Below are 14,557 nucleotides of genomic sequence, written 5' to 3'. Positions count from 1 at the left end.
TTTATTAATCTTTATTTTTATTTATCCAACACATTTATTTAATCTTGCCATCTATTTATAATTTTACTTCCAAACCATATTTTATACATCTAATAGCTTACATAATTAAACAATGCCTGTACTGAAGCAGTTATTTTTATTTGTCCATCTTGAATTGGTGTTGTTGGACCGCTGAATGCTGCTGCAGTCATTGTTAACGAAGACATTGGACGAACAATTTGGATACTTTCTTCAGCCAACCAGATTGGTATGTTATTAATCGATAAACCTAGTGATTTTGCGATGTTTTCTGCATTCAATTTTGCATTTAAAGTAGCCTTTTGTAGTGCTTCTCCGTAATACGGATCGGGATTTGATACTTCAAAAGTAAGATTCCGTACTTCATTTGCCCCATTTTCAACTGCAACGTCAATCACTTTCCCTACATTTGCAAGATCCTTTACGATTACTTTAAAAATATGACTCACACGATATCCCTTAAAAATTTGCTGTGAATCTTGGTAATCAACAATTCGATCGATTGTATATGAATTCGTTTCAATTTCGTCTTGTTTAATTCCTATAGCTTTTAATGCTTCAATAATTTTATTCGAAATGATTGCATTCTCTGTCTGAGCTGTTTGAACTTTCATATCTTCTACTACTGATCCTAATAATACAAACGACTGGTCGGGCTTCACAAATACTTCTCCTTTTCCTGTGGCTTTGATCGTATAATTACTATTCACATTGCGTGATTGGAAAGCACTATGATATTGAGGGCTTGAATAATCATATCGCATACTTGTTAAGTTATAATTATTTAATGGATAAATCTTCCTCACATCCTTTTAAGACCAAAAATATTGTATTTGTGCCCATTTATTGTATGTTTTAAGACCTATTTCTGTGAATAATGAATCAAGAAAATATTCAGTTTATGTACTCTTTTCGATGGGACAAAAAAAGCCTGTATACTTAGGGAAACTCCCTTTCGTCTACAAGCTTTAACAATTTATTTTTCAGTCGAAAATATATGGATTACCACTGATGTTTTTTCTCATTACATCAGTTATTTTATGTTTTTCTTCATCCAGATCATCACTAGTTTGATTTTTTGCTTTTCCTGTTTCTAATGGTACTTCATATACCGGTACACTACCATCGTAATATGTAGAATTATTTTCCATGTTAATTCCCCTTTTCAAATAATAGATTAGAAGTTAGTAAGACTTAATTATGTATTCTGCTTAAATCTATCCACATTTTAATTAAACAAGATAATACCTTTAATTACTATTGGGGGAATTTAACTATTTTTATCTTGAAAAGAATTCTAAAACAACCAAATTTTGGTTGATTTTAGGTGGGAAGTCCAATAAATTCAATAAAACTTTATTGGGGGAATTTTATAAAAAACACAAAAAAGTGTTATTAAAATAACAATTAATCTTAGTAACATTTTAAAATATTACTAAGATTATTCATAATGCCCTTTAAAAAAAGAATGGATTCCTCCATTCTTCTTTTGAATATTCGTTATTAGAAACTAAAAACTGGTTTAAAATCACCTTTATAAGGTTCATGCTCAACAAATACAGTTATATCCTTACCATCTTTGTCTTTACCTGTTCTTTTATAAGTAAATTTATTATTATTAAGCTCAGTCAGTTCAAGGACAGCACCATACTTATTTGTTCCGATTGATACATGTGCTCTAATTTTATTTTCGTGGGCAATATCGAAATATCCATAGTCACCACGACTTTGACCTGTTTGAAGATTGAAAAACTCATATTTATTAGTGATTCCATCAAATTTTGCAAGACTAATAAAATTCGTGTTATATTTCGTTACGTCATTCCCTTGTTCATCCAGTACTTTTGTACCATTCCAAAGTGTTTTACCTAAAATTTTATCACCATCAACGTTTTTTACAATTTCGCCTGTTTTAGAATCTAATTTTTTATCAGGATCTGTAAAAGAAAGCTCTTTTGCTTTATAAGGAACATGTTCTACAAACACTTCTACATCGTTACCTTTTGCATCTTTTCCCATTCTTTTATAAGTAAATACGTTTTTATTTATTTTTGTCATATCGACTACAGCTTGATAATTCATTGATTCAGAAATTAAAATTCGTTTTTTACCATCATTTGTAATGAAAAATGTTCCTTTATCCCCACGACTTTGACCTGTTTTTGCATCAAAAAATTCGTATCTACCCGATTTTTCATCATATTTAGCAAGACCAATAAAATTAGCATTTTCTTTTGTTAAGTCATGATGATTTTTATCATACACTCTTGTACCTTGCCAATTAGTACTACTTAAAATTTTAGCCATTTCCTGCCCTTTTGTTAACTTGTTCTTAACTTTTTTTGGAGCTTTGTATACTCTTTCTTGCTTTTGTTTACCATGCTCTACTTGTGCGTTAGCAACAGTATTATAACCTGTTACGACTAGAGATACTCCGAGTAAAATTGATGAAATTGTTTTTGTTTTTTTAATCATTTTAAATGTCTCCTCAAATTTTTTATTCGTTATTTATATAATCTCCAATTATTCATACAATTGGTCATGAACTTTAATTATCTAGCACCTGCTTTTAGCAAAATCGCTTCAATCTCTTTAAAACCTCGCTCACGTGCATGCTGTAAAGGGCTAACATTTTCACGATCAGACAAATTAACATCTGCTCCATTATCAATAAGCAATTGGACTGTTTGTTGTTGTTTTTCATTTCCATCGTTTAAAAATATTGCTTCTAAAAGGGCCGTCCATCCTAAATTATTAATATGATTAACATCAATCTTTGTATTAGTAAGAAGTTCATTCACAACATCTACATATCCATGTTCTGAAGCGGGAATCAATGCTGTTCCTCCATACCTGTTCGTAATTGTTGGATCAGCACCAGCTTTTATTGTAAGTTTTAGAATATCAATAAAGCCCTCAGCACCAGCATATAAAAAGGGATTGTTTTTCATATGATCTCGAATATTGACATCCGCACCAGCTTCAATCAGTACTTTTGCAGTTTTGACATCGTTATGATAAGTTGCAATCATCGTGGCAGTTTGTCCATTAGAATTCTGTGCATTAATATTCGCACCATTCTCAATTAACTTCTTTACGAGAGTAGTGTCTCCTTGTTTAACTGCTTGAAATAACTGTTCGTTCACTTTTTCTTCCCCCTTAGCAAATGAGGAACATCCATTTAGCAAAAGTATGCAGCTGATTATTACTGCAAGTAACTTCCACATAAAGTAAAACGTCCTCCTTTTCCATTTCAAATCAACATGAAAATATCATTTTATTCCTGGGAAATTTTCCTCCAATCTTTTTCATTAGTTAGACCCTAGTTCGTCTGAAATCTATGTTAATCCTTAAATGAAAACTCCTTCTAAACAAATTATTAAAAAAGTATAAAATTTTTAATAATATTTCTTTATAGATTCGTCCTATAAAGTATTTTTAAACTAAAAAATGACTGCCAAAAAGACAGTCACAATCGTAAAAATTAGCAAAATAATCGTTTGTTTTTTCATATATCAATGAGTTCAAAAATGGAATATTTTACCATAAATGATTCATATATTTAGTCTAGCTGAACCTAACATTAAATGTTTCTTTAATTGAAGTTTCTTACCTTGACTATAAGGACTGTAAAAAAATTTCATAACTTAGTGGAAATGTTTTTGAGAGAAGTTAGTTTTTGAGAGAAGTTAGTTTTTAAAAGGAGGAACATACTTTTATGTGGACTATTTCTGCATCTGCACGCACAAGTGCCACTGCCTCAAGTGTTTGGTCAATCTATTGCGATTTCGCCAATTGGCCTCGTTGGGATTATGGACTCGTTCAGTACCAGCCGGATGGCCCTTTCGTTACAGGCACTTCCGGAAAATTGCAACCTGTGGGAGGGCCAGAACTCCCTTTTATGCTCATTCTAGTCAAGGAGGGACATAGCTTTGTTGATCGAACACCTATTGGACCAAATCATGCAATTATCGGTCGCCATGAGTTAATCCCACTTCCAAATGGCACCCAGATCACACACACCATCGAAATCGAAGGTCCAGATTCTGATCGACTCGCTCAAGAGATGGCGTTTAATCAAGTGGAACTATTCGAAACAGTATCAAACTTAGCTCGATATGCTGAGGAGAATTAGCACAACCGAACCTAATTCATAGAAATGTTTTTTCGCGTGAGCGGACTTTGGTAGAATAAAATTTTATATTTATCTTTTAAAAAAGCTGATTTTCCTTATGTTTAGGAATATCAGCTTTAAATTTTTAGGTTTTATATATGTGTGAAAACTATAACTCTTTTCTTTTTTTCGTTGCTAAACTATGCAATAATTCAAAAAAACCGTCACAATTGGACGGTTTTAAACGCTATTTATACATTAAATCGATATCCCGCTCCCCAAACTGTTTCCAAGAACTTAGGATTTGTAGGGTCTCTTTCTATTTTTTCACGTAATCTACTAATATGGACAGTTACAGTTGAAACGTCTGCAGCTGATTCGAGACCCCAAACCTTTTCATAGATCTGTTCTTTACTTAATACTTGGTTTGGATTCATAACAAAAAACACTATCAAATCAAATTCTTTTGTGGTAAATGGTACTTCTTTGTCGTTAATAAATACTTTACGAGCTGAACGATCGATTGATATTCCATGTACGAAGATTATTTTTGAAACGGTATTGTTCCCTGCTAGTCTTTCATATCGAGATAAATGTGCCTTTACTCTTGCAACTAGTTCACTTGGACTAAATGGTTTTGTAATGTAATCGTCCGCACCTAAACCAAGGCCTCTAATTTTATCAATATCCTCTTTTTTAGCAGATACAAATAAAATAGGAATGTTTTTGACTGCACGTAGTTCTTTACAAATTTCAAAACCATTTTTTCCTGGCAGCATGATATCCAAAATGATTAAATCATAATTGCCTTTTAGTGCATGTTGAAGTCCTTCATCGCCATTATGTTGAATATCAACACGAAAATCATTTATTTCTAAATAATCTCTTTGTAATTCTGCTATGCTTATATCATCTTCAATCAGTAATATTTCTTTCAATTTTTTCACCTTTCTTTAAGGAAAAGAATATACTTGTCCCTTTACCAATCTCACTAGATGCCCAGATTTTCCCACCGTGTTCTTCAATAATTTGCTTTGCGATTGCAAGTCCTAACCCGCTACCGCCAGTTTGAGAATTTCTAGATTGTTCTGCACGGTAAAAACGTTCAAAAATGAAAGGGAGTGCTTCAGGATCGATACCTTGCCCATTATCTGTTACTTGTACAATTAATTCATTTAATCGCTCATGTAATGAAAACGAAATTTTCTTTTCTTCTTTGTTCATATATTTCACACAATTGCTGACTAAGTTTGACAAAACTCTTTTTAATTTTTCTCGATCAGCATTCACATTGATTGATTGATTCAATAGATTTACCTCTATATTTATGCCTTGTTGAAGTAAATCCAAATAAATTTCTTCGACGTAAGACTCAATATACTTATTAATATCGACTGTTTCAAAATGAAATGGTTCTTTTTTTAAATCAAGCTTGGAGAATAAGAAGAGTTCATCAATTAATAAATCCATGTCCTTTGCTTTAGAATAAACGGTCGATAAATATTTTTCCATTTTTTCAGGTGTATTTGCTACACCATCTTTTATCCCTTCCACATATCCAATGATTGAAGTAATCGGTGTTTTTAGATCATGTGAAATATTAGACAAAAGCTCTTTACGATTTTCTTCATATTGAATCTGGAGAATTACCGATTCTTTTAATATTATTCTCATTTCCTCAAATGCCTTATTTAATTCACCAATTTCATCCTTTGAATTCGTATCAATCTCGAAATTCAAATCACCAATTTTTATTTTTTCCGCACCTTTTTTAAGTTTAGAAATTGGCTTACTGATGCTACGTGAAACTAAATAATTTAGCATACCAATAATCACGATAAATAAAAAAAGCAATAATCCCAGCAAGATTGGAAACAGATTACGAATAACCTCAGTATATGAGCTTGCTTTCTTTAAGACAAAAATACTACCTTGGCTTTGATCTGGAAAATAAAAATCAAATTTCACATACGTAAAAAACAAATCATTTATTTTAATCGTATCTCGAGTATTAATATTCGTCGCCTCAAACCCAGGAAGAGCATGTATCAATGCTTTTTTATTAAGCGACGGTGAAGCGTACTCAACATTTTTTCCTTTTCTAACTACAATACCGATATTTTTTTGCTCAATCCTTTTAATCTCCTGCTTATTTAGTAATAGATTTGGATTATGTTTAGCAAGTAGCTTCAGATCAAGAAACACACTTTCTTCGACGGTAGTCAAAGGTTTTTGAACATAAGTTTTTTTGTAAAGATTTTCAACTGACTTTACATCTCCTGTTATAGCAAAAATAATTAAAAAACCCGCTGCCAATAGTAATGTGATTGAAAAAAGAATCACCCCAATATATGACAACAGAAACCTCATTTTAATTGACATTTCTTTCACTCACTCAGTTTTTAGATTTTAATCAAATCATTTTTTATTGTTAGCATGTAATCTCCTTTCGTAAACTACACATTCAAAAATAAATGACCATTTTCTATTGAAATTAAGTGAACTATATCATATAAATCTTAAAAAAGTATAAAATTTGTGTGAAATAAGTCTAAACAACAATATTCTTCATGCCTTCTTACTTACTAATAATCTCCTAAAAATCTAACAAATTTCTCATCCGCTAAAAATCCTAAAAAAATACCACCAGCATTGCGCTGGTCGCCATAATTAACTTAACCCAATGGTTTAATATAATCGTCAAGCGTTTTCCCTTTATATTTTGTAACTGGTTTGATTTTTCCAGATACGTCAGGGTTTTGCATTAGATAGTTTCTCTTAACATAATCAAGATCTTCAACTTTTCCGTCGAAATTGATATCTGCATTTCAAACATTTGTATTTAGTTTGCTAGTGATGTAGATTGCATCAAGTATATCTACAACGTTATCATTGTTAACATCTCCAGCTTTCATTGTAGCATAGTAAAAATATTTTAATTTTCCAGCAACCATTTTATCGCATGAATCTACCATTTCATCAACCTTTACATGTCTTTCGAAATGACCAGGTATTTTGATAACGATTTCATAAGATTGATCTAGTATGGGAGATTAGGTACTGAGAATCTAGCAGCACTGTTAATGGTTGCATCATAACGGTTTCCATCTTTGCCACCGATGACTGACTATTTTTACTAATTTATTAAGCATGTTCTTAATATTTGTCTATGCTTAAATTATATTCTAATTGACATTTTTTATGGAAATAAACACTAAAAAATAATCAAAAAAGATGATTTTTATTGTTTTTTGTAAGATATTTTTCATTAAAAATTGTGGGATTTGTAGGAATTCATTTTAAAATTTCAAGAATTATATAGTTGAAATATTGTTTTTAATAAAGAAAAAAGCTATACTCCGTTTTGAAGTAGAGCTTCCAATAAAAAAATACACCTCTATTAAAGAGATGCATTGCATGATCATTTATTTATGAAAGAGGATTCGATCATATTTGATTTCCTTACTAAGTGTTTCCCCATCTTTTTCAATAGGAATATAGCAAATTACCATACCACCTATTGTTTTTTCATTTGGAATATCAAAATGAATCATCGTTTTTGCACTTTTCCAAACATCAATTGTTGTTGGTAATGCAACAAGATCATCCTGCCGATCGTAATTTCCTGCTATTAGTCCACTGTTTTCATTCTTTATACCGTCAAACGTACACAGCTCAACTCCAGTATAATCTGTTTTGAAAGTAACATTGTAATAAGTATTTTTTTTATCTTTCCATCTCTCTATTTCAAAATCGTGATTTTTTGTATTCGTTAACAACATTTCATCCATGTGTTCAATAGTTGATTCTTTTTTTGCAACCGATTCATTATTAAGTTTGAATTTATATTCACCAGATGCTTTATAACCATCCATTTCGACAACATAAATACCACCTCTTTGTATATTAAAAGAACCTTGATATTTTGCCTTCTTTTTAATCGATGTTGTGAAAACAATATCTCTCGTTTTTTTATTATAGATCATTAAATCTACATAACCTTTATTGACAACAAATGAATAATCAAGATAGTACACGTCCCCTTTATGTGCACTAAACGAAGTTATTTTATCATAATCATCCAATTCAAACGAGTTGCCATTAGATGATTTCATTGTACAACTCGACATTAATACTAACATTAAACTTGCACACACAATAAACATTTTCATTCTCATTTTCGATCCCCTTTGTTTAATGACTAACTTAATAGTCACATAATTACAAAGAGTTGGAAAGCATAATTATTATAATCTTTTTTACCTCACCGTTTCTTCCACCAAATCGGTTACATGATCATTAATTTCTTTTTCAATTTTTATCTCTTCTTTAATTATCTTTTTTTCATCAAGAGTATCTGCTTCTTTTAACATTTCAGTAAAATTATCAGAGGGTCTAATAAATTTTTTATTAATTTTATTATATTTAAATTTTGATTGATAAACGGCTATAAATTCGTAAAAATCAAATCCTGTATTAAAATAAGAATCGCTAGATAAAAAGGCAACAAATTCATCACCTTTTACAGATGGTCTATGACCGTCTGGTATGATCAAATATGTTTCGTCTAACTCCTTTTTTTGTTAAATTTGGAAATTTATCTTTCATTCCACTTTGTTTTGCAGAAATATATCCACCTTGCTCTAATATTGTTATAATCTTTCCTTCTAAAGATGAATCTCCTTTTAATACATTATTAACTTTAAAGGATAATTTCGTTAATGGATTACCAATACCAGTTGCTTTATCCATGTTTACATAATTCTCAGTAGACAATACTACTCCCTCAACAGCTAATTGAGAGTCTTTCATTAGTTGGTTAACATCATTGTACGTAACTGCAAAAGCAAGTTCTTTATTTACAACTTTTGCATTTTCTGTAAAGTTTTGACCGTTCTCATTAATAAGTTCTTTTTTAGTAGAATTATCAGTCTTAATGACTTTTGCTATTGAAGTAGTAGCTTCTTCTTTATCACTTTGAGTTTGATCATTACATGCAGTTAAAAAGGAAAGCGATAATATAATAAAAAATAGTGATCTCATCTTCTTATACATTTTTAATCCACCTTTATTAATAAAGATAATTTATCCCATTGAATTCATCTTTTCTAGGAAATTGGATTCCAATAGAATAAGCTATGTCTGCTCCAGGATCCATTAACTCCTTTGCAGTATGATTTAGCCCAAATGCATGTCCAATTTCATGACTAATAGTTACTTGTTGATATTGAGGAAATTTTGACAATAAACTTTCGGATAATTCAATTTTTGACCAATACCAATTTTGTACAGACGGATCCACTTTTGTTTGATTTACAAAAAACATAGTTTGTCCTACAATACCTATTCCAATTGATTGGACCTTGTAAATATCAACTGTACTAGCACTTTTATTTGTTGTTTTTCTATATGAAATTGGTGTCGTAATACCAGTGTATTTTGTTGAATAAGTCCACCGGTCAAATGCATTTGCTATTTTAGTAGAAAACGTACTTGCCGATGAGTCTACCCAATAAAATTTTGTACTTTTTCCGTAGTTTCCAATTCCAGAAGACATCTTATGGCCTTTATAAGTGGTATAAGTTTTTGCGTTAATTGGAATCATAAAAACAAACATTATTCCTAACAATAAGGCTTTTTTTATAAATCTTTTCATAAAACCCTCCACAAATAATTTTTTTAAACTCATTTTTGCTGTTGAGATCAATTGAGATGGTAAACAACAAAATGAATTCTATTAAATCTTACCAAAATTTAGCATTTATTTGTTTGTAGTAATGTGTCTATAATAAGAATTTCAGACTATACCAACCTCTTAATTTAGCAGGACTATTTACCAGATTAATTATGTGATAATTATTCCACTCAATTAGAATATACCTATAAAAACAATCTAAATTTAACGGATTCAACAACTTCGAAAACCAGTTTACTAAAGGAATAATTTTTCATAGAGATACTTTAGTGTGATTTAAGAATTAATACCTATAATAAGAAAAGGAGAATTTATCTATTTTTACTATCGAACAAAAATTTAAACAAAGGTTAGTAAAAGATTTATTAGCATTGTTTTATAATAAAAATCTACAAAATAGCAAAAAAAAAAGACCATTCAAATGATTGGTCTCTAAAATTATTTAAGATTTCTTTTTAAAATTTTCCCAGTACTATTTTTAGGTAGTTCTTTTACAAAATAAATTTCCTTTGGAACTTTATAATAAACAAGTGCTTTTTTGCAAAAATCAATGATTTCACTTTCTAAAAGTGAGTCATTTGAAACGACTAAATAAGCACATACACTCTCACCTATTAATTGATTCGATTTTCCGACAACTGCTGCTTCAATAATATTAGGATGCTGATAAAGGCGCTCTTCTATTTCTCTAGGGTAAACATTATATCCGTTCGTTATAATAACATCTTTTTTTCGATCTAATAAAAATAAATACCCATCTTCATCCTTTTTACCGAGATCACCTGTTTTAAACCAACCGTTTAAAAATGCTTTTTCAGTTTCTTCTATATTATTTAAATAACCACTCATTACATTTGGACCAATCGCAACAACTTCTCCTACTTCACCAACTGGAACTTCTTCACCATATTCATTTACTATTTTTGTCTCAACACTAGGTAGATCTAGACCAACCGATCCCGGTTTACAAATACCACGATATGGATTAAAAGTAAGTACTGGAGCTGTTTCAGATAATCCATAGCCTTCCACAATTGACACACTGTATTTTTCTTGAATCGACTGTAATAATTCGATTGGTATAGATGCCCCACCAGAAATACATGCTCTCAAACTACTAAAATCGTTTGCTGTCGCGCTTTTTAATTGATATAAATAATTATAAATCGTCGGGACTGCTGCAATTAAAGTAGCTTTTTCTTTTTTTATTACGTCAACTAATTCAGCTGGATTAAATTTAGGAATGATGATCGTTGATGCTCCATTTAACAAAATCATATTTACACATAATGTTAAGCAAAATGAATGAAACATAGGAAGGACGGCAATCATTTGATCATTTTCGCTTAATTCGATTAACTTAGAAAAATCATTTGCATTTTCAATTAAATTAAAATGGGACAACATTGCACCTTTAGGATTACCAGTTGTTCCCGATGTATACAGAATGACAGCCGTATCATCCTGTCGGGTTTCAATTTCTTCTAATTGATTTTTTATTTTCACTATCGGTTGTATTTCATCTATTAAAATAATATTTAATAATGTAGGACACTGTTTTTTAACACTTTTAAGTTTTTTTTCCTGTTCACTAGTTGAAATAACAAGTTTTGTAGAAGAGTCATTTAAAATATAGCTAAGTTCACTCTCCGTAAAAGCCGGATTTAAAGGAATTACAATTGCACCAAGTCTTAATATTGCTAAATAAGTTTGAATAAACTCAGGAGAATTTCCTAATAAAATCGCAATTTTATCTCCTTTTTCAATCTTATTTTCGACTAAAATTTGAGCCAGGTATTCACAAGATGAAATGAGTTCTTCATAATTTGTTTTATTTCCATTGTATTTATATGCTATGTTTTTCCTTTTATTTTCCGCTACTTCTTTGATGATTCCATATATGTTCATTACTTTATCAATCCTTAGTTAATTTCGTTGTTAGTATTTCATACAATTAATTATTCTTGAAAAACACAAAAGTTAGAAAGAGACCTTTCTAACAATCAATTTGACTATTCTATATTCACACTTTAATCTTAATTTTTATTTCAAATTCAATAAAAGTACCGACTTTAGTCCTTATTTTCTATTAGTCTATAATGGTATAATTTTAATACTACATAATCATATCATAATTAGCGAGCAGGTGAAATGAATGGCACAACCAATAATCAACAGTAAAACAAAAAAATCGTTAACAAGAATTGGTGTAGTAATCGCAATAATAGGTACTAAATTAAAGCTAATATTACCGTTATTAAAAGCTGCAAAATTTTTATCTTTCTTAAGCATGATCTTGTATTTATTTGTATACGGATTTACATTTGGATGGTATTTTGCTTTCGCACTCGTTTACTTATTAATTTGTCATGAAGGCGGGCATTTAATTGCTGCGAAACAAAAGGGTCTACCAACTTCACCAGCATTTTTTATTCCTTTTGTCGGGGCAGTTATTTCACTTAAAGAAATGCCAAAAGATGCTGTAACGGAATCTTATGTAGCGTTTGGTGGTCCGTTTTTAGGCTTAATTTCAGTTTTACCAGCAATTCCTCTCTATCATTACACGCATAATGAATTTTTCGGATTAGTAATTGCTTTAGGCTGTATCCTTAATTTGTTTAACTTAATTCCGATTTCTCCTTTAGATGGAGGGAGAATTTTAAGTGTTTTACCTCCAATTTTTTGGTTTATCGGTATTATGATGATGCTAGTATATTTATTTTATCAACCTAACTTTATCGCATTTTATATTATTATTTTAGGTATTACTACATTCATTAAACGAATTCGAGAAGCTTACCAGTTAAAGGTAATTAAAGAAAAAATAAAACTATATGAACATACAATTAAACAATTTCAATTTGGGATTTTTAATGACTATTCTGATCGTACGATTGTAAAACGTTTCTTTATCCCATTTTTTGAAGATAATAAGAAACTAGAATTCGAAATTCATAAGGAACGTCTTGAAATAAACTATCTAATTCGAACTGTTCGAGCACGCCTCCATGAACCAGAATTAGATTGGCGAACTTATATTGATGAAAAGATTCAAGAAATTAAGCATAAAAAGGTGGCACCTTTACTGAAACAACAGGAAACATTAGAAACTTACTATGTTTCTAGTAATCGTAAAAAATGGCAAATTTTTATTGCTTATATCATTTTAGCGAGTAGTTTAGCTTTACTTGGATTTTGGAGTTTTGGTTTAATTGAACATGTTTTAGGTAGATAAGTGAAAAAGAACCTATTTTGAAAATACTATTCAAAATAGGTTCTTTTCTTTTAATCGTTTAATATTATGTCCCTTTTATGTATGCCCCTTGATATTCTTACTGTTTTTATTTACTACGGGGGTGTTGAAGAAAAGTATAGGGCTAAGGAAACCATTAATAATATGCATTTGTTAGAGCTAAATAATAGTTTAGTTTAAAAAAAGGTAGAGGAATTTTGTGGCAAAATATGGAATATCTTTAAAGGAGATAGAACTGAACTGAATTTTATTTTACATACTTTTTTGCGTAAATTTGAGTTTTGTTTATATTACATTTAAAAAAGGCAGGAGGTATACTACAATGTTTGGATATGTAATTTTGGGAATTGTTATTTTAATAATTGCATTTGGCTTCTTTATGGAAAAGAAGTTTGGAACTGGCTCTCCAAATAAAAGCGATAATCAAACATTAAATGAAGAAATAGGGAGAGAATCAACCAATCCTAATAATTCGAATAATATTAATGGACCATACTAAAAAGTTCTTCGCTAAACAGGGGGAAATATGTTAAGGAGCAAACTAATTTCTGATTTAGTAAATAAAATATTGTGCTTAAAAATAGATCATCCAATTCGAGTGGGTATTAGTGGGATCACAGCATCTGGTAAGACAACAATTGCAAATGAAATTGCTGAGGAACTTAAACACAGGAAAAAGAACGTGATTAGAACTAGTATAGATAATTTTCATAACCCGAGAGAGATTCGCTACAAACTCGGGAAGGAATCTGCTTTAGGATATTATGAGTTTGCCCATGATTACGAGTCTTTTAAGCAAAAACTTTTAATTCCTTTAGGACCAAATGGCAACCTACATTATCAAACAACTTCCTTCGACTTGCTTAAAGATGAGTATATTAATGCAGATTTAAAAGTTGCAACCAATGATATGATCTTTATGATAGATGGAACATTTTTATTTAAGAAGGATTTGTGTAACCTGTACGATTTTAAAATATTCGTACATACCGAATTTGATATTGCAAGAAAAAGAGGAGCAATCCGAGAAGAACGAGCATTCGGAAGCCTTGAAAAAGCAGAAGAAATGTTTATTAAAAGGTATCATGCAGCTTCGAAACTCTATTTGGAGCAACACTCACCTCAGCTTAATGCCGATGTAATTATTAATAATAATGATTTAAATAATCCGAGTTTTGTATAAAAAATAATAAATTTTTGTTCTACTAACTCATGCTTCATTCTCAACTAAAGGCTATCTATCTAGACAGCCTTTTTTTATATTTGGCTCCGTTGAATTTAAAGATTGATTTTTGAACTTAAAAAAGATTGTCTAATTTGATACCCTTGAAGAAAATCTTAATCAAGTAAATCATACTTTAATTCAATAATATTCTTCCTTACATGTATAAAATTATTATGTATTTTCTTTAGTTCTGTATGGTCTTGGAGACGGGATTGAAGTTAATCTTTAATTAATTCATCGTATTCTTCTTCG

At 30.3% G+C, this 14,557-nt stretch carries 16 protein-coding genes; 4 read left to right on the top strand and 12 right to left on the bottom strand.

The window, feature by feature from the left end:
• Window positions 1–89 precede the first annotated feature (89 nt).
• From AN960_RS23630 to AN960_RS23620, 4 genes are all read right to left on the bottom strand, one after another.
• Window positions 90–782 carry an SIMPL domain-containing protein gene (locus AN960_RS23630; protein WP_056477267.1) on the bottom strand — a complete coding sequence of 231 codons (693 nt, stop codon included), beginning with the start codon at window positions 780–782 and terminating at the stop codon, window positions 90–92.
• Window positions 783–1,001: 219 nt separating this feature from the next.
• Window positions 1,002–1,169: a hypothetical protein gene (locus AN960_RS24845; RefSeq protein ID WP_172795453.1), complete on the bottom strand. Its 168-nt coding sequence runs from the start codon at window positions 1,167–1,169 to the stop codon at window positions 1,002–1,004.
• A gap of 352 nt (window positions 1,170–1,521) precedes the next feature.
• The gene (locus AN960_RS23625) at window positions 1,522–2,493 is read right to left on the bottom strand and encodes a DUF4822 domain-containing protein (RefSeq protein ID WP_056477264.1); all 972 of its coding nucleotides are present in this window, start codon (window positions 2,491–2,493) and stop codon (window positions 1,522–1,524) included.
• 77 nt (window positions 2,494–2,570) lie between these two features.
• The gene (locus AN960_RS23620) at window positions 2,571–3,245 is read right to left on the bottom strand and encodes an ankyrin repeat domain-containing protein (protein WP_082459663.1); all 675 of its coding nucleotides are present in this window, start codon (window positions 3,243–3,245) and stop codon (window positions 2,571–2,573) included.
• Between the two features lie 491 nt (window positions 3,246–3,736).
• On the opposite strand from AN960_RS23620, the gene AN960_RS23615 reads away from it, so the two are divergent.
• The gene (locus tag AN960_RS23615; protein ID WP_056477260.1) at window positions 3,737–4,153 is read left to right on the top strand and encodes an SRPBCC family protein; all 417 of its coding nucleotides are present in this window, start codon (window positions 3,737–3,739) and stop codon (window positions 4,151–4,153) included.
• 230 nt (window positions 4,154–4,383) lie between these two features.
• Here AN960_RS23615 and AN960_RS23610 read toward each other — a convergent pair whose 3' ends face one another.
• From AN960_RS23610 to AN960_RS23580, 8 genes are all read right to left on the bottom strand, one after another.
• The gene (locus AN960_RS23610) at window positions 4,384–5,070 is read right to left on the bottom strand and encodes a response regulator transcription factor (RefSeq protein ID WP_056477256.1); all 687 of its coding nucleotides are present in this window, start codon (window positions 5,068–5,070) and stop codon (window positions 4,384–4,386) included.
• On the bottom strand, window positions 5,048–6,514 hold the full coding sequence (locus tag AN960_RS23605) for a sensor histidine kinase (RefSeq protein WP_056477254.1): 1,467 nt from the start codon (window positions 6,512–6,514) through the stop codon (window positions 5,048–5,050). The genes AN960_RS23610 and AN960_RS23605 overlap by 23 nt, the downstream gene beginning before the upstream one ends.
• A gap of 446 nt (window positions 6,515–6,960) precedes the next feature.
• A complete protein-coding gene (locus AN960_RS24705) occupies window positions 6,961–7,107 on the bottom strand; it encodes a hypothetical protein (RefSeq protein ID WP_156339763.1) in 147 nt (48 codons plus the stop codon).
• Window positions 7,108–7,557: 450 nt separating this feature from the next.
• A complete protein-coding gene (locus tag AN960_RS23600; RefSeq protein ID WP_056477252.1) occupies window positions 7,558–8,310 on the bottom strand; it encodes a hypothetical protein in 753 nt (250 codons plus the stop codon).
• Between the two features lie 81 nt (window positions 8,311–8,391).
• Window positions 8,392–8,688 carry a hypothetical protein gene (locus AN960_RS23595; RefSeq protein WP_056477249.1) on the bottom strand — a complete coding sequence of 99 codons (297 nt, stop codon included), beginning with the start codon at window positions 8,686–8,688 and terminating at the stop codon, window positions 8,392–8,394.
• Complete coding sequence (locus AN960_RS23590) at window positions 8,666–9,187, bottom strand: hypothetical protein (protein ID WP_056477246.1); 522 nt, start codon at window positions 9,185–9,187, stop codon at window positions 8,666–8,668. The genes AN960_RS23595 and AN960_RS23590 overlap by 23 nt, the downstream gene beginning before the upstream one ends.
• 16 nt (window positions 9,188–9,203) lie before the next feature.
• The gene (locus tag AN960_RS23585; RefSeq protein WP_056477243.1) at window positions 9,204–9,788 is read right to left on the bottom strand and encodes a zinc metalloprotease; all 585 of its coding nucleotides are present in this window, start codon (window positions 9,786–9,788) and stop codon (window positions 9,204–9,206) included.
• Window positions 9,789–10,265: 477 nt separating this feature from the next.
• The gene (locus AN960_RS23580; protein WP_056477240.1) at window positions 10,266–11,735 is read right to left on the bottom strand and encodes a long-chain-fatty-acid--CoA ligase; all 1,470 of its coding nucleotides are present in this window, start codon (window positions 11,733–11,735) and stop codon (window positions 10,266–10,268) included.
• 247 nt (window positions 11,736–11,982) lie between these two features.
• Here AN960_RS23580 and AN960_RS23575 point away from each other — a divergent pair, with 247 nt between their 5' ends.
• From AN960_RS23575 to AN960_RS23570, 3 genes are all read left to right on the top strand, one after another.
• A complete protein-coding gene (locus AN960_RS23575) occupies window positions 11,983–13,062 on the top strand; it encodes a site-2 protease family protein (protein WP_056477237.1) in 1,080 nt (359 codons plus the stop codon).
• 340 nt (window positions 13,063–13,402) lie between these two features.
• The gene (locus AN960_RS24700; protein WP_156339761.1) at window positions 13,403–13,579 is read left to right on the top strand and encodes a hypothetical protein; all 177 of its coding nucleotides are present in this window, start codon (window positions 13,403–13,405) and stop codon (window positions 13,577–13,579) included.
• A gap of 27 nt (window positions 13,580–13,606) precedes the next feature.
• Window positions 13,607–14,263: a nucleoside/nucleotide kinase family protein gene (locus tag AN960_RS23570; protein WP_056477234.1), complete on the top strand. Its 657-nt coding sequence runs from the start codon at window positions 13,607–13,609 to the stop codon at window positions 14,261–14,263.
• The last annotated feature ends 294 nt before the right edge of the window (window positions 14,264–14,557 follow it).

This window comes from Bacillus sp. FJAT-25509, from assembly GCF_001420605.1.
Taxonomy (GTDB): Bacteria; Bacillota; Bacilli; order Bacillales; family Bacillaceae_G; genus Gottfriedia.
Note: the sequence above shows the minus strand (reverse complement) of the source record. Positions and strands in the feature narration are given on the sequence as shown.